The sequence below is a fragment of the Nannocystis pusilla genome (assembly GCF_026626665.1).
Lineage (GTDB): Bacteria > Myxococcota_A > Polyangia > Nannocystales > Nannocystaceae > Nannocystis > Nannocystis pusilla.
In genome coordinates, this window is sequence record NZ_JAPNKE010000002.1 from 790,551 (window position 1) to 808,910 (window position 18,360).

The 18,360-nt window shown below is 72.2% G+C and carries 13 protein-coding genes and 2 pseudogenes; 2 read left to right on the forward strand and 13 right to left on the reverse strand.

Annotated elements, in window-relative coordinates:
* Positions 1–2 precede the first annotated feature (2 nt).
* Positions 3–1,046, reverse strand: coding sequence for an SAVED domain-containing protein (locus tag OV079_RS03660; RefSeq protein ID WP_267766249.1), 1,044 nt, complete (start codon positions 1,044–1,046; stop codon positions 3–5).
* 503 nt (positions 1,047–1,549) lie between these two features.
* Here OV079_RS03660 and OV079_RS03665 point away from each other — a divergent pair.
* Positions 1,550–2,857, forward strand: a complete 1,308-nt coding sequence (locus OV079_RS03665) for an OmpA family protein (protein WP_267766250.1) — start codon at positions 1,550–1,552, stop codon at positions 2,855–2,857.
* A gap of 87 nt (positions 2,858–2,944) precedes the next feature.
* Here OV079_RS03665 and OV079_RS03670 read toward each other — a convergent pair whose 3' ends face one another.
* From OV079_RS03670 to OV079_RS03715, 11 genes and pseudogenes are all read right to left on the reverse strand, one after another.
* On the reverse strand, positions 2,945–4,006 hold the full coding sequence (locus OV079_RS03670) for a hypothetical protein (RefSeq protein ID WP_267766251.1): 1,062 nt from the start codon (positions 4,004–4,006) through the stop codon (positions 2,945–2,947).
* Positions 4,003–5,043, reverse strand: a complete 1,041-nt coding sequence (locus OV079_RS03675) for a DUF2169 family type VI secretion system accessory protein (protein ID WP_267766252.1) — start codon at positions 5,041–5,043, stop codon at positions 4,003–4,005. Before OV079_RS03675 ends, OV079_RS03670 begins: the two co-directional genes overlap by 4 nt.
* A 179-nt stretch (positions 5,044–5,222) precedes the next feature.
* Positions 5,223–5,906, reverse strand: coding sequence for a hypothetical protein (locus OV079_RS03680; protein WP_267766253.1), 684 nt, complete (start codon positions 5,904–5,906; stop codon positions 5,223–5,225).
* 56 nt (positions 5,907–5,962) lie between these two features.
* Complete coding sequence (locus tag OV079_RS03685) at positions 5,963–7,240, reverse strand: DUF4150 domain-containing protein (protein WP_267766255.1); 1,278 nt, start codon at positions 7,238–7,240, stop codon at positions 5,963–5,965.
* Between the two features lie 224 nt (positions 7,241–7,464).
* Positions 7,465–8,565 (reverse strand): hypothetical protein, encoded by a 1,101-nt coding sequence (locus OV079_RS03690; protein WP_267766256.1) that lies wholly within the window; start codon positions 8,563–8,565, stop codon positions 7,465–7,467.
* Between the two features lie 369 nt (positions 8,566–8,934).
* Positions 8,935–10,752 carry a trypsin-like serine protease gene (locus tag OV079_RS03695; RefSeq protein WP_267766257.1) on the reverse strand — a complete coding sequence of 606 codons (1,818 nt, stop codon included), beginning with the start codon at positions 10,750–10,752 and terminating at the stop codon, positions 8,935–8,937.
* A gap of 304 nt (positions 10,753–11,056) precedes the next feature.
* Entirely contained in the window at positions 11,057–12,226 is a 1,170-nt protein-coding gene (locus tag OV079_RS03700) for a hypothetical protein (protein WP_267766259.1), read from the reverse strand.
* A gap of 46 nt (positions 12,227–12,272) precedes the next feature.
* Complete coding sequence (locus tag OV079_RS03705) at positions 12,273–13,745, reverse strand: WD40 repeat domain-containing protein (RefSeq protein WP_267766260.1); 1,473 nt, start codon at positions 13,743–13,745, stop codon at positions 12,273–12,275.
* A 404-nt stretch (positions 13,746–14,149) separates the two neighbouring features.
* A pseudogene (locus OV079_RS57190) lies at positions 14,150–14,371 on the reverse strand (WD40 repeat domain-containing protein); the annotation flags it as partial.
* A gap of 419 nt (positions 14,372–14,790) precedes the next feature.
* Positions 14,791–15,816: pseudogene (locus OV079_RS57195) on the reverse strand (serine/threonine-protein kinase); the annotation flags it as partial.
* A gap of 12 nt (positions 15,817–15,828) precedes the next feature.
* Positions 15,829–16,353 carry a hypothetical protein gene (locus OV079_RS03715; RefSeq protein WP_267766263.1) on the reverse strand — a complete coding sequence of 175 codons (525 nt, stop codon included), beginning with the start codon at positions 16,351–16,353 and terminating at the stop codon, positions 15,829–15,831.
* Between the two features lie 59 nt (positions 16,354–16,412).
* Here OV079_RS03715 and OV079_RS03720 point away from each other — a divergent pair, with 59 nt between their 5' ends.
* Complete coding sequence (locus OV079_RS03720; RefSeq protein WP_267766264.1) at positions 16,413–16,775, forward strand: hypothetical protein; 363 nt, start codon at positions 16,413–16,415, stop codon at positions 16,773–16,775.
* A gap of 52 nt (positions 16,776–16,827) precedes the next feature.
* Here the strand turns inward: OV079_RS03720 and OV079_RS03725 are convergent, their stop codons facing one another.
* Positions 16,828–17,925 carry a ferritin-like domain-containing protein gene (locus tag OV079_RS03725; protein ID WP_267766266.1) on the reverse strand — a complete coding sequence of 366 codons (1,098 nt, stop codon included), beginning with the start codon at positions 17,923–17,925 and terminating at the stop codon, positions 16,828–16,830.
* Positions 17,926–18,360: the final 435 nt, after the last annotated feature.

Below are 18,360 nucleotides of genomic sequence, written 5' to 3' on the forward strand. Positions count from 1 at the left end.
GGCTAGAGCTCGAGCGCCTTGCGGTACTGCCCGCCGGCGAACTCATAGGAGACGATCCGCGGCGCGGCATTGTGCAAGATCCGCCGCCCGCATTCGATCGCCACGGCCACCGGCGCCGCCGCGAAGATGTGGAGCCGCTCGATCCCGGGGTGTCGCGCTTCGATCTGTCCGAGGACCGCGCGGTAGTGGTGAGCGAACGCTTCGAGCAGGGCCTCGCTGCGCACGGCGTCGATCCGGGGATCGGCGAGCGTGATCTCGTAGGTCGCGCGATCGGCTCGCGGCAGCACGGCGTCGACCCGCTCGCGCTTGACGCTCGCGCTGGCCGAGATGAGCACGGCGACGTCGCGCGCCGGCGGAGCGTCGGGATCGGGGATGACGGACCAGCGATCGAGCTCGGGCTCCTCGGGTTGCCAGCTCCAGCCGGCGGGCGCTCGGAGGCGCTGGAACACGCGGGCGTCGATCGTCTCCGACACGGCGAGGCCGAAGGCGACGAGCCACGGGATCGGGGCCAGGCCGAACAGGGACAGGTGGCGGGCTCCGGAGCGGAGCACTTCATCGCGGAGGTGCTGCTGGATCGATTCGCGGATTCTCACCTGGCCTTTCGACCATGTCGATGGATCGCCCGCCAGGGTATCGAGGTCGTGCAGGTCCAGCTTCAGCCGGCTGACCGGGACGGCCGTGCCGAGCGCGACTCGTATCTGCTCCTCGTCGATCGCGGAGATCTGGCCGGCGATCGCGGCCTCGAGGGTGATCACGTGCGTTTGGAGACCGGACGGAGCGGCGGGCTCCCCGAAGAAGATGGCGACGGCGTCGATGTCGCTCACCCGTCGCGGGAACTTTCCCCGGAGCTTGGCGAACAGCTGCGAGTCGATGCGTCCCTGTTGGCGCAGGGCGACCGCGACCTCGTAGAAGACCCGGGCTGGGGCGGTCTTGAAATCGACCTCCTGCACGACTTTCTCGGCGTCGAGTTCGAGGTGGACGAATCGTTGCAGGCCGTCGGGTGAGAACAGGCTGTCCAGCAGATCGACGAGGGACTTGAGCGACATGCGAGCGAGACTCGTGACGAGAGGCGGCCAAGTTACCGCGCACAACAGGCGGACGTAAACGCTCGCGAGGTCGGGTATGACGACGGGTCGCGGGGCGCTGGCCGCGAGGGAGAGACCGTGTAGGTCGGCCTGCGGCGGGGCGCGACTTCACGCCGCGAACATTTCTCGCGCGGGCGACCGATCGGCTCGGCGGAGGTCGGTACTTCAGCGGCCGCCATGACCCATGCCCTCGTTCCGCGCCGCTCCCCCGGCCTGTTCGTCGCCGCGCTGCTCGTCGCGCTGCCCGCGAGCGCCCTCGCCAGTACCAGTCCTTCGGGACAGGTGAGACCAGAAGACCCAGCGCCCACAGCGACGTCAGCGACCTCCGCGCCGCCGTCCCGGACCAGTCCTTCGGGACAGGTCGAAGCCGAAGGCCCGGCGCCGACAGCGAAGCTCGGACATCCGCCCCGCCGTCCGCGGCCCCGCCCGAGACCCCGGGCGCGCGCTGCCAGGACGCGCACGAGGTGCCGTGGATCCGCCGCTGCCGGCCCGCGCGCAACACCTTCGAGCTCGGCGCCTTCGCGGGCGTGTTCTTCACCGGGGGCAGCGCGCACGAGCTGTTCGACCCGCACCGCCAGCTGGCGTCGTTGCAGGACGGCGACCCCGGGAGCGTGTTCTTCCAGCCGTACCGGGTCGCGGCGCCGCAGTTCGGCGGGCGCGTCGGCTTCTACCCGCTGGCGTTCCTCGGCGGCGAGGTCGAGGCGGCGGTGATGCCGACGCGGATCGTGATCGACGGCGAGCCGCGCGATCGGGCGATCCTCTTCAACTTCCGCGGCAACCTGATCGCGCAGCTGCCGTTCTGGCGCATCGCTCCGTTCGCGCTGGTCGGCGGCGGGGGCATCGGCACCACCGGCGCGCTCGGGCGTGACATCGACCAGTCGGTGCACTTCGGCGGTGGGGTCAAGGTGTTCCTGTCGCACCGGGCGCTGCTGCGATTCGACGTGCGCGACGTGGTGGCGGCGCGGCGGCGGGTCGACGCGGGCGCGGTCAGCTATCCGGAGATCCAGCTCGGGGTGTCGGCGCTGCTCGGGCGCAGGTCGCCGGCGCGGCGGCCGGAGAAGGACAGCGACGGCGACGGCTTCCTCGACCGCGCCGACGCCTGCCCGTTCGAGCCCGGGATCGCGCCGGACGGGTGCCCCGAGCGCGACCGGGACGGAGATGGCTTTTTGGACAGCCGGGACGTGTGCCCCGACGTCCCCGGGATCGCGCCGGACGGGTGCCCCGAGCCCGATCGGGACGGAGATGGCTTTTGGGACAGGCAGGACGATTGCCCCGACGTCCCCGGCGTCGCCCCGCGCGGGTGCCCGATCCCCGACAGCGACGGCGACGGCATCCTCGACGACGTCGACCGGTGCGTCCACGAGCCCGAGACCCGCAACGGCCTCGAAGACGACGACGGCTGCCCCGACGACCTCGATCCGGTGCGGCCCGTGATCGGGGTGATCCGCGGGATCTACTTCGACCTCGACAAGGACTCGATCAAGCCGCGCTCGCGGCCGGTGCTCGACCGGGCGGTCCGGGTGCTCACCGAGCACACGAGCGTGAAGATCGAGATCTCCGGCCACACCGACAGCACCGGCGGGCTGGCGCACAACCGCGACCTGTCGCGCCGCCGCGCGGAGTCGGTGCGCCGCTACCTCGTCGAACACGGGGTCGACGCGGCCCGCCTCACGACCCGCGGCGCCGGCCCCGACGAGCCGCTCGACACGAATCGCACGGCGGCGGGCCGCGCGAAGAATCGCCGCATCGAGTTCATGATCCTGGTGCAGTGATTCGCGAATGCGCGAGACGCCGGTGATTTCGCGAATGCTGGCTCGAGGCAGCTCGACGTCGCAGCGTACGGCGAGGTCGACCCGGCGTCACGAGCTGCCCGCGCCGCTTCGGCGGACCTCTCGAGACTCGCCGGCTGCGGCGGTGACGAGCGCGCCGCCGACGGTCCCGGCGTCGGACGAGGAGAGCACCACGGCGCTGGCGAGGGAGCCGCGCCAGCGGGCCCGGAGATCGAAGTCGTCGAGCGCCCACGCGAGCCCGAGCGGGAAGGCCGCCGCGCCGCAGTCGCCGAGGGCATCGGCGAGGGCCCGCACGCGCATCGGCTCGGGCATGAGCTCCACGTTGCGCAGGTAGGCCGTCGACAGCTCGGTGGCGAAGAACCGCTCGTTGCTCTGCGCCGCGACCACCTCGTCCACGCGCTGCGGCCAGCGCTCGCGCAGCTCGGAGAGAACTTCGGTGAGCCCCGCTGCGCGGCTGGCCGGTTCACCGACGAAGGGCGCGGGCTCCTCGGCGCATGCGACCGCCTCGACGACACCCAGCGCGGGACCGCCGGTCCGTTCGCCCGCGCGCCCGAGCAGCAAGAACGCCGCGCCCTCGCCCGGCAGACGCCCGTCGCAATTGCGGCGCCCGAGCAGCCGATTGTGACGCGACAGCTCGCGCAGGGCCTCGCCGGCGACCTGGCAGTCGAGCCCGCCCACGAGCACTCGCGGCGCTCCTTCGCCCAGCTCGTCCAGCGCCGCGGCCAGCGCGACCGCACCGCTCGCCCGCCCGACCGCGATCAACCAGCGCAGCTCCGCGGCCGGCGGCGCGACCTCTGCGAGGACTTCCTTCAGGCGCCGCGAGCGGCCTGCCTCGTGCGCAGCGGCTGGCACCGCGACGAACACCGGCACTGGCGCGGCCACACCGCCAGCGACGGGGCGCAAGGCCTGGGCGGCCGCTCGCCGCGCGAACCAGAGCGCGCGCTCGAACGGATCTTCGCCGGCCAGCGATTGCAGGCGACAGCCGCGCGCGGGCTCGCCTGCGAGGTCGAGGACGCCGTCGATCTCGACGAATCGACGAAGCCCGGCCTCGACCGCCGCGAAGGCCGCCCGCGCGGTCAGTCCGAGCGGACAGCCGACGCCGAGCCCCAGGACGCGCGCGGAGCGAGTCACGCGCCGTTCTCCCACGGCTCGAGTTCGCGGACGCGGATCGTCTCGATGGTGGCCATGTCCTTTTGGACAGGTAGCGCGGCCCGCCAGATCATCGTGCAGCGCTCGTCGTCGGGCATGATCGTGAGGCCGTCGAGCACCATGCGCGCGACGCCGACTCGACCGCCGAGCGTCAGCTTGACCTGGATCCGCGGCGCCGGCAGCCGGAAGCTCAGGTCACCGTCGGGGTGCGCGCCCTCGACTCTCACCATTTCGTCGCCGCGCAGGTGCGGGGTGGCGCACAGGGGCTCGGGAGCGGCGCAGAAGAAGCGCTCGTCGAAGTCTTGCGGCCAATGCGGGGCTCGCCGGCGGACCCACGCCTCGTCGTAGGTCCCGGCGTAATGGCGTCGCGGCGACCAGTGCCGCGCGAGCGGACCGAAACCGACGGGCGCAGGGAGGTCGTCCGGCCCGTCGATCGGCGCGCGCGGATCTTCGAAGTTGGGCAGCGGCTGGTCCGGAGCCTCGCGTGCAGAGGTGAGTAGGCCGCGCCCCACGGGGTTCCGCTCGCTCGCCTCGACGAGCCGCTTCGCCTCGTCGCCGCAGGCTCCGCCGAAGCAGCGCTCGTAGCAGATCGGCAGCCGCTCGAACGGCTCGGGCTCGGTGGGGCGAAGACCGCCGAGCCCCCTCGACCAGCGGCGCTCGCCGAACACCACGGCCTCGTGGCGAAGAGAGCCGACCTGAAGCGCGACGTGACCCCGTGTCACCGGACGCCCGCGCGGCGCCCAGGCGTGTCCGAGCAAGTGAATGTCGGTCCCGGGCTTGCGATAGGCGGTCTGCGCCTCCCGGCGCAAACTCGAGCTCGCGGGGTCGCCCCAGTACTCGTCCGCGACCACGACCGCCTCCTGAAGCTCGCACGGGCTCAGCGAGGCGGCGGTCGACCGACCGGCGGGCGGCAAGCGGTAATGCGCGGCGAGCACGACCAATATCAGCTCGCTGCCGTGCCGATCCATGGACGGCATCGCCGCAGCCGCGAACGGGGTCAGGTTGACGAGGTTGTCCATCGGCGAGTCTGCACGTTCACGGGCTCACGAGGACCGGCGGCCGTCGGCGGAGCGGTGCGCGAAGGGAAAGCCTTTGCCAGTAAGTGTCACGGACGACAAGGCAAGGGCGTCGAGGAGAGTATCGGAGGTCGGCTTTCACGGCTTCACGAGCTCCGCGCGATGATCCGCGACGATCTCCATCAGCCGACGCTCTTCGTCGTCGTCCTGAGCCCTGAGCCGCAGGCATCCGTCCAAGTCCGTGGGTCCGAGGAGCAGGGCGATCGCACCACGACGTGGATTTTCAAGAGGATCGAGCTCAAGGAGATGCCGAGCTCGGTCGTCTCGAATCCCAGGCGGAGGAGAAGCTCGTAGGCCCTCTCGATGACCTTGAGGCGACGGCCGAGGTCGAAATACCGGGGTGACTTGTCCCTGATTTGAAAGGCGATCTTGACCACCACGAGCGTACGAAGCAGATCCGAAAAGGTCGAGAACGGTCGCTCCGCCTCGGCGTCTCCGTGCTTGAGGCGTTCTTCGTGAATGCGGAGGATGTCTGCGTCGGCACCATCTGAAGTGGGACGAGCAAGGTCGAAAAAATCGTCCGGTTGCCGACCGTTGTAGTCGTCCTCTCCGACCGCAAATTTTAGATATCGCTGTAGATCTGGGCGCTCGTGATCTCGGTCCTCGAGGTCCTCGAGGAGCGCGGAGATCGAAGTCGTTCCCCGCGTCAAGCGCCACTCGCCCGTTGAATCGCCCATGACGGAGAGGAACTCTCGATACACTCGGGGCAGGACGTCTCGTCCGCCGTGGAACGCCCCCAGGGCCCCGATCTGTGCCGTCGAAGCCGGCCGGAACCCCCGGGTGCTTCCGGGTTTCCAGCGTTCCATGAATGAAAGCAGTCCCGAGAATGATACTGGGGACGCCGCAGGGATCTCGGACCAGTTCATCCGCAGCTCTTCCCTTCAATGTCACAACGAGCCATGTAGAGGGTGTCCTGGCAAGCCTGGCAGGATGGAACGGTGACCTCTGACTTGCGGCGCATTTCTCGTCTCTCGACGAGGGTGGCCTCTCCAGCGTCAGCCATGTCGAGAGCCGTAGGGGGAACCCAGGGACCCGCGGCAGGGGCGAATTGCTGAGGACCGCGGTAGATTACGTTGAAAGTCAACGTTCTCCGACCTCCGCTGAAGGGGAAGTAGATTTCGGTCATGGACCTGGCGATGTGACCGCTCTTACCGACGAGTTTGGCCCCTGCACATTTCCCAGGCTTGTTGTTGTACCCCTTGGCGTCCTCCTGGTGCTTTCGGTCCACCTCTTTCCATGCTTCGGCCACCTGTTCGGTCCGGGGATTGAGCCTCTGAAAATCGGCCAGCGTCGCAGCCTCTGCCACAATAGTGCAGCCATAGCGCTCGGCGATGGCTTTGAACCCCTCCGGGACCTCGTCCCCGGAGACGGCGGCGAACTTCTTGCCCGTGAGACAGACCATCACTCCAAACATGTAGCCGTTGGAGCTCCCGCGGCGATGAGACTCGAGCGCGTCGCGTCTCTGCACGAGCGCGATGATGTTCGCCTCACGCGCCTGTAGCGTCGCAGGCTTGAGCGTCGCAGTGGTGTCCTTGAGCCGCCTCAGTTCCGCGGCGGCCGACTCGAGCGCCTCGTTGGCCCGCTTCCACGCGTCCTCGCGCGCCTTGAGGTCGCGCAGGATCTTCTGCGCGACGTCGAGGCTGCTCTCTTCGGCCGTCTCCTCCTTGATCGCGTGGCTCTCCGGGCTCTTCTTGCACAGGGGGCACTCGCTATCGAAGTCGTCGCCGTAGGCGAAGCCGGTGCCGCCCTGCTCGATGAAGGCGGTGTTGAAGCTGTTGCCGTTGTGTTGGGTGACGTCCATGAAGCGGACGACGCCCTTGCCCTCGACGAGGACGTCGGGGCTGCTGCTGCCCCAGGTGAGCTTGCCCTTGACCTTGTTCGACATGAGCCCGCCGCCGGCCGTCCCGGGCTCGTCGCCCGTGCTGGTGCGGAGGTTGGAGCTGGCGAGGGCGATCGGGTTGCCCGCGATCGCCGTCCGCTTGCTGCCCCCGGCGAGCTGGCTGTTCTGCGCCGCGTTGACGTAGGGCACGGGGACGGGTCCGCCTGGCGACGGGGTCTTGCACACGTCCGGCGGCGCGGCGACTTCGGTCTGGCCGCTGCCCTTGTGCGTCACCTTGCGCGAATCCGCGAAGACGCTCATTCACTGGCAGTATTACAGCTCCGCAGAGGGGCGACAAGCGTCCGCGGCTCGTGGCCGGATGCGTCGACTCGGAGCTCGCGCTCCGGCGCGAGCCTCGACGCGCTCATGCGGCGTGGCGACAGAGCGCCGGTCGCGGCGGAGGCCCCGCGAGCGGGACGCGAGGTGCTCGCCGCGACCGACGGGGCGTCGGCCGCGGCGAAGGGCCCGTGAGCGGGACGCGAAGGTCACTCGCCGCCGAAGCAGCTGAGCTCGGGCGGGAAGGCGTACTTCTCGAGGGTCACGTCGAAGGTGGCGTGGAGCGGCTCGTCGTGGGGCGGGTTGCCGCCGTGGGTGATGGCGCTGAGCTCACCGGCGTAGTGATCGTCGGCGCTGTCGGAGAGGGTGATGACGCCGTCCGAGCCGATGAGATCGACGATGTACGTGTAGCCGCCGCCGCTGACGGTGGAGAGCCACTCGACGGCGACGAGGCTGGCGATGTCGCCGGTGCCGTCGACGGCGAAGTCGATGCGCAGCGACTCGACGCCGCCGTCGATGTCGCGGATGGACTTGACGGTCAGCGTGCGACTGCCGTCCTCGGCGTCGGAGTAGATGCCGAAGCCGCTCATGTCGATCGGGAAGCTCGCGGTGTCGCCGAGGAACTCGAGCTCGATGGTGCCGTCGCCGAGGCCGGAGGTGCTGTCCGGATACTTGTAGGTGCCGCGGAGGGTGGCGAAGGTGCCGAGCTGGAAGAAGCTCTGGGCGATGGTGGTGTCGGTGAGGTCGCAGGCCTCGACGATCCAGAAGGCGTCTTCCTCGGGGACGTGACGGGCGAGGGAGATCCGGTAGTCGGTCTCGGGCCGCGGCAGGATCAGCTCGACCGGCTGGGCGAAGGCGACGTCGTCGGGGGTGAAGCGGAACACCGGCGAGGCGAACTCCTGCTCGAACGGCGGCGCCGTGGGCGGCTCGATGACCTCGATGCCGAACACGACGTCCTCGGCGACGGCGTCGGCAGGGACGCGCAGGGTGGCGCCGCACAGCGAGAGCTCGCCGCCGGCGGGGCCGAACGCGTCGCTCACCGGCGGGCACTCCTGGCCGGCGGTGGTGGTGTCGACCGTGGTGGTCGCCGTGTCGGTGCCCGTCGGGGCTTCCGTGGTGCCGGTGCCGGTCTCGGTGGTGTCGACGCCGCTGGTGGTGGTCGGCTCGTCGACGGTGGTCGCGGGGCTTGTCGAGGCGGTGGTGGTGCCGGCGTCGGTCGAGCTGCCGTCGGTGGTGGTGCCCGGGTCGGTGCAGGCGGCGAGGCCGAGGCAGAGGGACGCGGCGAGGGCGAAGCGAGGGGTAAGGGGCATGTGTCGCTTGTAGCCGAGGACCGGGCCGCGGGCTCGGCGCGAGCCGCGAGGGGCGGCGAACTGGTCGCGGTGTGCGTGTCGTCGGAATCGCCGCGCGAGCCGCTCGCGCGTCCGCGACAAGTGTGTGCGTGGCCGTCTGGAGGGGTGTACGGGGGCCGAGGCGGCGAGATGTCCCGAAGGACATATCGGTGACAGCTGTCCGGGACGGAGGTGACGGGGCGGGGACGCGCGGCGATGTGAGGTCGCGGACGGCGAGTTGCTGGAGGAATCGCGTGCCGTCGACGAGCTCGGCCCGCGTCGGGCGACGCGGGCCGAGGTCGCGAACGTCCGGGCGTCGGCGCGAGCGAGTCGCCCGCGCCGATGCGGAGCTCACGGGGCGAAGTAGCCGTGGGCGATGTACGAGACGCCGAAGCCGTTGACGCCGTTGGAGAGGGCGACCCAGACGTCGGCGTTCTGGTCCTGGGTGAAGGCGATCAGGTCGTCGCGGCCGTCGCCGTTGACGTCGCCGGTGGTGAGGGTGTCGTTCCAGTCGCCGAAAGACGAGGTCCACAGGGCGGAGGCGAAGTTGTTCGCGCCGTTGGAGGTGCCGACGTAGACGTTGTAGTTGCGGTCGAAGGTGGCGATGTCGGCGCGCGCGTCGCTGTTGAAGTAGCCGACCGCGGGCACCTCGCCGGCGGGGGCGAACCAGTTGTTCCACACGCTGGCGGCGCCGAAGCTGCTGCCGTTGGAGAGGGCGACGACCGCCTGGGCGCCGTTCATGCTCTGGGTGAAGGTGATGAGGTCGGCGCGGCCGTCGGCGTTGACGTCGGCGAGCATCGGCGTCTCGCCCTCGGGGGCGAAGTACTCGTGCCACTTGGTCTTGGCGCCGAAGCCGGAGCCGGTCGAGAGCATGACGTGGACGTCGCCGGTGCCGTCGGCGGAGAACAACACGGCGTCGTCGCGGCCGTCGCCGTTGACGTCGGCGACGCGGCCGATGTCGTCGCTGTCGGCGGTGCCGACGCTGCTGGCATAGCCGCCGCCGTTGAAGTCGTAGCCGCGCGAGAGGGCGACCCACACCTGGCTCTCGCTGAAGGCCCAGATGTCGTCGCGGCCGTCGCCGTTGAAGTCGCCGACGGCGCCGGTGTGGCCGCGGTGAGCCCACCAGTCGTGCCACAGCTGGCCGGCGCCGAAGCTGCTGCCGTTGGAGAGGGCGACGTAGACGTCGAGCGGGCCGGCACCCGAGTCGCCGTGGGTGAAGGTGACGATGTCGTCGCGGCCGTCGCCGTTGACGTCGCCGACGGCGGGGGTCTCGTGGATGACGCTGCGCAGCCACCGGTGCAGGCGCTGGCTGGAGATCTTGGTGTAGATGCCGGGCTTGCCGGCGCCGGCACAACCGTCGCCCCAGCTGACGACGCCGAACTGCTGCAGGCCGGTGGCGGTCCAGGCCATGAGCGGGCCGCCGCTGTCGCCCTGACAGGCGTCCTTGCCGCCGTTGACGAACCCGGCGGCGACGTGGACCGCGGGGTTGTAGCTGCTGCCGTAGACGCTGGGCTGGGCGGCGTAGGTGTCGGTGAGGACGGGGACCTGGACTTCCTGTAAATGATTGGTCCCGGGCCCGCCCGCCCATAGCGAGCCCCAGCCGATCACGGTGGCGAGGGCGTTCGGCATCCACGAGGCGCGGTCGCTGCCGGTGTGCGGGGCGGCCAGCTCGATCGGGTCGCGCGTCGACGGCGAGGAGAGGGCGACCAGCGCGAGGTCGTTGTCGAATTCCCCCGGCTCGGTGTTGTAGCGCGGGTGGACGACGATCTGGGTGATGCTGCGGGTCTCGCCGGCGCCGCTGGCGAGATCGGTGCGGCCGATGACGGCGGTGAGGCTGCCGGGAGCGCGGCCGTTGACGCAGTGGGCCGCCGTGAGGACCCATTGCGGGGCGACGAGGCTGCCGCCGCAATAGTGGCCGAAGCCGGACAGCTGGAGCGAGACCATGAAGGGGTACTCGCCCTCGCTGGCCGCCGCGCCGCCGACGATCGCCTGCGGCCGCAGGGCGTCGGTGAGGGCGAAGCCGTCGGTGGCGCCGATGCCCTCGTCGGCCTCGTCCGCGTCCTCGTCGCTCTCGAGCTCGAGGGCCTCGTCGGCGCGGAGGTCGTCGGGATCGTCGCAGGCGGGGAAGGCGAGGAGGACGGCGGCGGGGAGGAGGATGCGGTGCTTCATGATCGTTTCTCGTGCGCTTTCGGACATGTTGATTCGGACATGTGGGATGGGACACGTGCGTCCGTCGACGGCCGCGCGGCGCGAGCGGGCGCCGCCCGTGCCGGGCGCGGCGACCCTCGCAGCGGGGCGCGTGCGCGAGCCGGGCTGCGCGACGCGGCGGTCGGCGGAGCTCGGTCCTGGTTCGCCGGGTCAACGCCGGCCGGTCGTCATCTTCCCGGGCGACGAAAGAATTTTTTTGCGCTCGCCGGCGCGCGGGTGACGAGGCGACGGCCCGGATGGCTCTCGAGCCGGAGGCGTCACCGGTTCAGCGCGAGAGGAGGGCTCGCAGGTGGGCGCGCGAGGCCTCGAGGTCGTGCAGGCGGCCCTTCCAGGCGAAGCCCCTGGGGGCGGCGAGGGTGAGGAGGACGCCGGCGAGGACGAGCGGGCGCAGGGCGGCCGGGCGGTGCGGGGCGGGGACCTCGAGCGCGCGCACGAGGGCGTAGAGCAGCGGGCCGCCGGCGAGGAAGGCGAACACGCGGGTGGTGTCCTCGGTGAAGAAGGTCGCGCCCAGGGCGAGCGCCTGGGTGACGACGAGGCCGAGGGCGGCCCGCGGGGCGAGGCGACGCAGGCCGAGCAGCAGGGCGGGCAACCACACGAGGTGGGCGAAGGCGAGGGTGTAGAGGAGCGGCCAGCCGGGGCCGGTCCAGTAACCGAGGAGGACGGGGAGCGGGTGCGCGGCCGCGGCGGCGAAGCGGTCCTCGGCGATGGTGATGCCGCAGAGGTGGAGGGCGAGCTTGCAGGTGACGACGCCGCCGAGGAGGCCGGCGCCGAGGGCGAAGGCGCGCGGGCGAAAGCGCGGCTCGGCGAAGGTCCACCACAGCACGAGGGCGCTGGTACACACGACGAGCCACATCGCGAGGTGGTTCCACGCGCCGAGAGCGGCGATCGAGAAGATGAAGGCGGGGCGGCGGGCGAACAGGAGGGCGAGGGTCAGGGCGTAGGTGAGGGCGTCCGGATGGCAGGTCCAGGCGTGGGCGATCATCGCGGTGGGATGCGTGACGGCGACCGCGAGGACGAGGGCGACGTCGGCGAGCGAGAGGCGGCGCGCGGCGGCGGTGACGAGGCGGACGAGGCCGAGCCAGAAGAAGCTCAGGACGAACACGCGGAAGGCGAGGAGGCTGCCGGCCAGGCCGAGCGCGTGGGCGAGGCCGACGTGCAGCAGCGATTCGCGGTAGTAGGGGGCGGACGCGGCGGGGGCGAAGGGGGCGGCGACGAGGCGATGATAGAAGCCGCCGCCGCCGCCGAGGCCGTAGAGGGCGAGGCCGCCGACGATCGCTACGACGATGAATCCTGCGCGCGCGAGCCGGTCGCGGGGGAGGTCGCAGGTGCGTCGGCGGTCGACACGGGGAGGAGGGTAGCAGGTCGGGAGAGGTTGGACGGGGGCTGTCTCTCGGGACAGGATCCTGGGGCCGGTGAGAGTCGGCCGGATGTCCATGCGGACAGGTCGACCCTGGCGAGAGCCGGATGTCGCGAGGGACAGGTTATTCCGCTTCGCGCTCGGGGGTGGCGGTGTCGAGCCAGGCTCGCAGCTCGGGCATGGTCTCGGGCAGGTCGTCGGGCCAGACCCGCAGGGCGCCCTCGAGGCCGAGAGTGACGATCGTGCGGCCGCCGGCGGCGAAGCCGGTGCCGGTGATCGATTGGGTGTGACCGGCGAGCGTGCGGCCCTCGCCGTCGGCGAGGTCGATGAGACGGACGGCCCCGTCGGCGCCGTGGGTGAGCAGGCGGCGGCCGTCGGCGGCGACGGTGAAGCCGAGCAGCTTGCCGAGGGGGCCGGCGAGCGGGGCGAGCTGGGCACCTGTCTCGACGTCCAGGCGACGCAGGTGCGTCTCGCCGCCGCTGAGGAGGATCAACGCGGCGCCGTCGGCCGAGAAGGCGAGCTGCTCGACGCCGTGGCCCCCCACGTCAAAGGCGCGGAAGCTGTCGTCCTGCAGGCGCCACAGGCGGGCGGTGTGGTCGGCGCAGCCGCTGGCGAGCTTGGATGCGTCGGCGGAGAAGGCGAGGGCGGTGACGCGTTCTTGATGGGGCTCGAGGTCGCGGTGGTGGCCGCCGGCGAGGTCGACGAGGCGCAGGTCGCCGGCCTCGCTGCCGAGCGCGAGCCGGGCGCCGTCGGGCGCGAGCGCGAGGCTGGTCGCGGGCGCGGCGAAGCGGGCGCGCTCGACGAGCGCGCCGGTGCGATCGATCTGCAAGACCGTGCCGTCGATCAGCGAGACCACGACGGCGCTTCCGTCGACGAGCCACGCGAGCTCGAGCGCGGCCGCGGGCAGCTCGACGCGAGTCGGGGCGACGGCGTCGAAGCTGCCGAAGAGGAGGGTCGCAGGCGGAGCGCCGAGGTCGGGGTGGCGGCCGTCGGCGACGGTGACCCAGGCGCGCGCGAGGCCGGCGAAGCTGCGGCCGTCGGGGGCGCTGACGAGGTGGAGCTGCGGCGCGTGGGAGACAGGGTGCTCGGCGAGCAGGCGGCCGTCGAGGTCGCTGATCCGCAGGCGGCCGCGATCGTCGACCGAGGCGGCGCGACCGTCGACCGAGAGGGCGAGGCCGGTGGTCGGGGCGGCGTGATCGGTGACGATCCGGCCGGCGCGGCGCGGCTCGAACAGGCGGACCTCGCCGACGCTCGAGACCGCGAGGATCGATCGGTCGTCGGCGAGCAGCTCGACCTCGGTGACGATGCCGTCGAAGCCGGCGTACACCTCGCTCTGGCCGGAGCGGAGGTTCCAGGTCCGCACGGTGCGATCGACGGCGCCGGAGACGAGGCGGCGATCGTCGCGCGAGAAGGCGAACATCTCGACCGGGCCCTCGTGACCGACGAGTCGCCGCACGAGGGCGCCGGTGCGGAGGTCGTGGACGACGATGTCGGCGCCGACGGCGAAGGCGACGCGATCGCCGGCGGACGAGAAGACCGCCCGCCGCGAGTGCGAGCCGACGTCGAGGGCCTTCGCGTCATGGTCGCCAGGTCCCACAGGGCGACCGACTCCGGGGTGAGGTGGACGGCGAAGTCGCCGTGGTGGTCGAGGATCCACCTGCCGGGCGCGCCGCGGGTGCCGGGGAGGGTCCGCTCGGTGGCGCCGTCGACGTCGCGGACGTAGGCGTCGGCGGCCTGCGGCTGGACGAGGAGGCGCTGGCCGTCGAGCGAGAGGTTCGACCACCGCGGCGCTTCGTCGAGGGGCGACAGCAGCTCGACCGCGGCGGCGCCGGGGCGCAAGCGCCAGGCCGGGCCGTTCGTGGTGTGCCAGCCGAGGATCGCGCCGTCGGGGCGCATCACCAGCTGGCGGGTCGGCGAGACGGCGAAGGTGGCCCGCAGCGCGCCGGTGTCGGCGTGCCACAGGCGCAAGGTGCTGTCCTTCGAGACAGTCGCGACGGTGGCGCCGTCGGGCGCGTGCTGGGCGTTCCAGATCTCGTCGCCGTGACCGGCGAGGACGATCGCGCGGCCGCTGGCGATGTCCCACACGCGGGCGGTCTTGTCGTCGCTGGCGGTGACGAAGCGGGCGCCGTCGGGCGAGACGCCGAAGCGATTGATGTACTCGGTGTGGCCGCGGAAGGCGCGCGAGAGGCCGCGGGCGGCGGCGTCGGCGGCGATCCGGCGCACGCGAGCGGCGTCGGCGAATTCGGGGAGAGCGTGCGCAGCCAGGCGAGCGCCTGGTTGGGATCGCGGCGCAGCGCGTCCTGGGCCTGCAAGAGGGTGATGCCGTCGGCGCGGGCGGTCGCCTGGGCGCGCGCGTCCTCGGCGGCGTGGCGGGCCGCTTCGGCCGCGCGCGAGGCGTCGACGGCCTCGCGCTCCTTGGCCTCGGCGAACTGGCGCGCGCGGTCGGTCTTGACGAAGGCGGCGAACACGACGGCGGCGACGAGCACGAGCGCGGCGGCGGCGATCGACAGCGCGGGGCGGTGCCGCTGCCAGTAGCGGCGCAGCAGCTGGCGCGCGGAGTAGGTGTGGGCGGCGACGATCCGGCCGGTCTGGAAGCGCTCGAGATCGGCGGCCAGCTCGCCGGCGTTGCGGTAGCGAGCGGCGGGCTCGCGGGCCATGGCCTTGTGGACGATCGCGGCCAGCTCGTCGGACAGCTGCGGGACGAGCTGCTCGAGCGGCCGCGGCGGGCCCTCGAGGATCGACAGGAGCCGCAGCTCGTGCGGGGCGTCGCGGTAGGGCGGGACGGCGGCGAGCAGGTGGTAGAGCATGGCGCCGAGGGCGTAGACGTCGGCGCGCTCGTCGACCGCGAGGCCGGCGGCCTGCTCGGGCGGCATGTACGAGGGCGTGCCCATGACCGCGCCGTCGATCGTGAGGCCCTCGCCGGCCTGCGCGACGGACTCGGCGATCGGCTCGTCCTCTGCGAGGTCCTTGGCGAGGCCCCAGTCGATGACGACGGTCTCGCCGAACTCGCCGACGAGGACGTTGGCGGGCTTGAGGTCGCGGTGGATGATGCGCCGGCTGTGCGCGTAGGCGACGGCCTGGGCGGCAGTGAGGACGTGGGGCAGGAGCGCGAGCCGCTCGCTGAACGATTCGCAGTGGTCGATCCGATCGGCGAGCGTGCGGCCCGAGACCAGCTTCATGGCGTAGAACGGGGCGCCCTCGGGCCACCGCGCGGCCTCGTAGATCGGGACGATGGCAGGGTGCTGCAGCCGCGCGGTGAGCAGCGCCTCGCGCACGAAGCGTCGCTCCTGCCGCTCGTTCCACACCAGCAGCTCCTTGATCGCCACGGGGCGATCGAGCCGGCGATCGCGGGCCCACAGGACGCGGCCGATGCCGCCCTGGGCGACCTCCTGGCCGACGACGTAGGCGTCACGCGCGACCTGCGGGAGCGGCGGGATGTGGCGGCCGGTCGCGGTCTCGTCGAAGTCGGCCGTCGGTGCGGCGAGCGTGTGCGCGTCGCCGAGCGGGTGAGACTGGGTGTCGGCCGCCAGCTCGTAGGTCCCAGGCTCGCTGCTGTGCGCCATGCCGTCCTCCGTCCCCGCGTGGCCGGGGCGATGGTCGCATCTTCGCGCTGTGCTGGCCATCGCGGACGGCCTGTCCTCGCCGCGGTCGCGGGCAGGCCGCGTCATCGCCTCGTGGAATTACCACCAGTGGACGTTGACGAGGACGTCGGTGATTTCGCCGGCGTGGGCGGCGAGGTCCTGACGCAAACCGGCGAACTTGCGGCCGAGGTGCTCGTAGTCGATGTCGCCGAGCCACGGACGGGCGCAAGGATTGGGCTGCTCGGCGAGCAGCACGGCGACCTCGTCGACGACGAGGCGCAGGTCGGCCAGCGGCCAGGGCGCGGACCAGGCGTACCAGTCGTCCTCACGCTCGACGAGCTCGTCGACGAGAGCGATCAAGTCGATCCACGGCTGCGGTCGCTCGACCAGGTCGTGGGCCAGCCAGGGGATGAGGGCGTGGTAGAGGTCCCGCACGCGCATCTCACAACAATCGCTGGCGCGCGGGAGCTCGAAGTCGAGGCAATAGCGGCCGCGCGGGAACGGATCGTCGCCTTGTTCGCCGCGGCGCAGACTGCTGCGATAGCGCGCGAGGGCGTCGGGGACCCGCGGGGCGCCGCGCTGCGCGTAAGCCCGCAGCTGGCGGGGGTCGATGCGGCGCTTCATGGTCGGCGCATGATGCCACGCAGGGGGTCGTGGCAGAGGGTCATGATGCGGCGCGCCGCATGTCGAGGGCGAACGCGTTCGCGTTCGCCCGCTTGACCATGAGGCCTCGCGGCGGCACCCTGCGAATCATGCTGGCGCGGCGCGGCAGTCGGGCGATCGTCGTGGACGGCCACGAGCTGCTCTGGTGGGTGCGTCGGCGCGGGCTGCGGAATTGTCAACACTGCGACGAATGCACGGTGACGCTGGCCCACGCGTCGCGCACCGGGGCGATCGTGCAGGCGCACGTCGAGGAGGCGTGGCGCGCCGAGGTCGTGCCGATCGCGCCGGCGCGGATCGCCGCGCTCGCGCGCGAGGCCCTGGCCCGCGGCTGGGTGCCGGGGGAAGGGGCCGGGGTGGTGGCGTTGGGCATGTTCTCGCCGTGATGAGAGTTGGCCGCACCGCGGTCGAGCTCGTGAAGAGGCGACGATGCGAGGGTCACGCGGCGCACAGGCGGGCGGCCGCGGGGCGGACCAGGCCGTCGAGGGCGCGGCGCCACACGGCGGCGCGCAGCGGGGCGTCGACCACACCGTGGCTGCGGAGCGCCGGATCGCCTAGCCGTGAGGACATGTCCTCTGCGGCAGCTTCGGCGCCGGCCAGGGCGGCGGCGAAGCAGGCCTCGGCGCGGCCGCGGTCGGCCCCTGCTTCCCTCAGGGCCCACTGCACGAAGCGCCAGCCGAGCTCGGCGTGGCGCTGCTCGTCGGCGGCGATCCGGGCGAGCAGGCGGGCGAGGGCCGGATCTTCGGCCTGGGCCGCGGCCTCGCGCAGCTCGAGCCCGGCGAGCGTCTCGGCGACGCAGGCCTCGGCGATCACCGCGGCGACGACTGCGTCGAGGTCGGCGGCGACGCGCGGGCGGCCGATCGGCAGCGGGCCGGGGCCGACACCTGTCCCTTCGTACAGGCTGGCCAGGGCGAAGGCGATCCGCGCGTGCTCGATCTCGTCGGCCATCGCCCGCTGGGCGTCGCTCACCAGCGTCGGCGGGGCGCCGACCGCCAGCAGCTGCAGGACGAACACGGCGAACGAGGCCACCGACGCGTGCTCGGCCAGCGCGATCGCGGTCCAGTGCTCGCGCAGGCGGGCGCGCAGGGCCGGCGCGCCGGCGGGGACGGCGACGAGGCCGCGCCAGTCGTCCCGCGCGGACGCGGCCGCGGTCACGGGGGCCGCGTCGACGATGAAGGGGCGGCCGCAATCGACGTTGTTGCAGATCCACTTCGCGTCTTGAAGGATGCACAGGTTGCCGTTGCAGTCGGAGGGGCCGGCGCACTCGTCCTGCGGCGTGGTGCAGGCGGCGTGGACGAGGCCGTCGGAGCACGCGCCGCCCGCGACGCCGCACAGTTCGCCGGGGCAGTCGGCGTCGGCGGTGCAGTCGGCGGCGATGCAGCGCGTGTAGGTGCCGAGGCCGTCGCCGGCGCAGCGGCAGATCTGTCCTTCGGGGCAGTCGGCGTCGGTGCGGCAGCCGTACTCGCACTCGCACGTCGGGCCGGTGCCGCCGGTCTCGGTGGCGAAGAGGCCGCCGAGGATGATGCTCTGCGACATGACCCGAAGGGCAGCTCGGTGCAATCGTCGTTGCTGAGGCACCCGCCCGGCGCGGCGTCGGCCGGGCAATTCGACGGGGTCGCGGGCACCAGGCACTCGAGCTTCTCGGCGCGGTGGACGATGCCGTCGTCGCAGCGCACGTAGCCCGAGGGCGCGGGCGGCTCGACGTCGGCCTGCAGCAACGGGGTGAGCTCGCCGGGGCACGCGGCGGGATCGCCGGTGGTCGGCGCGGTCGTGCCGCTCGTGGGCGCGCCGGTGCTCGCAATCGTGGTCGTCGACGTGGTGGGCTCGCCGGTCGACTCGGTCTCGCCCTTGGCGGCCCGCAGGCGGCGATCCAGCCGAGAGCGGCGAACAGCGGGGCGAGGTCGAGGCGGGTTCGCAGAGGGATCATCGACATCAGCACAGCCGGCGCCGCCGCCCCCGTCAAGCCCGCGC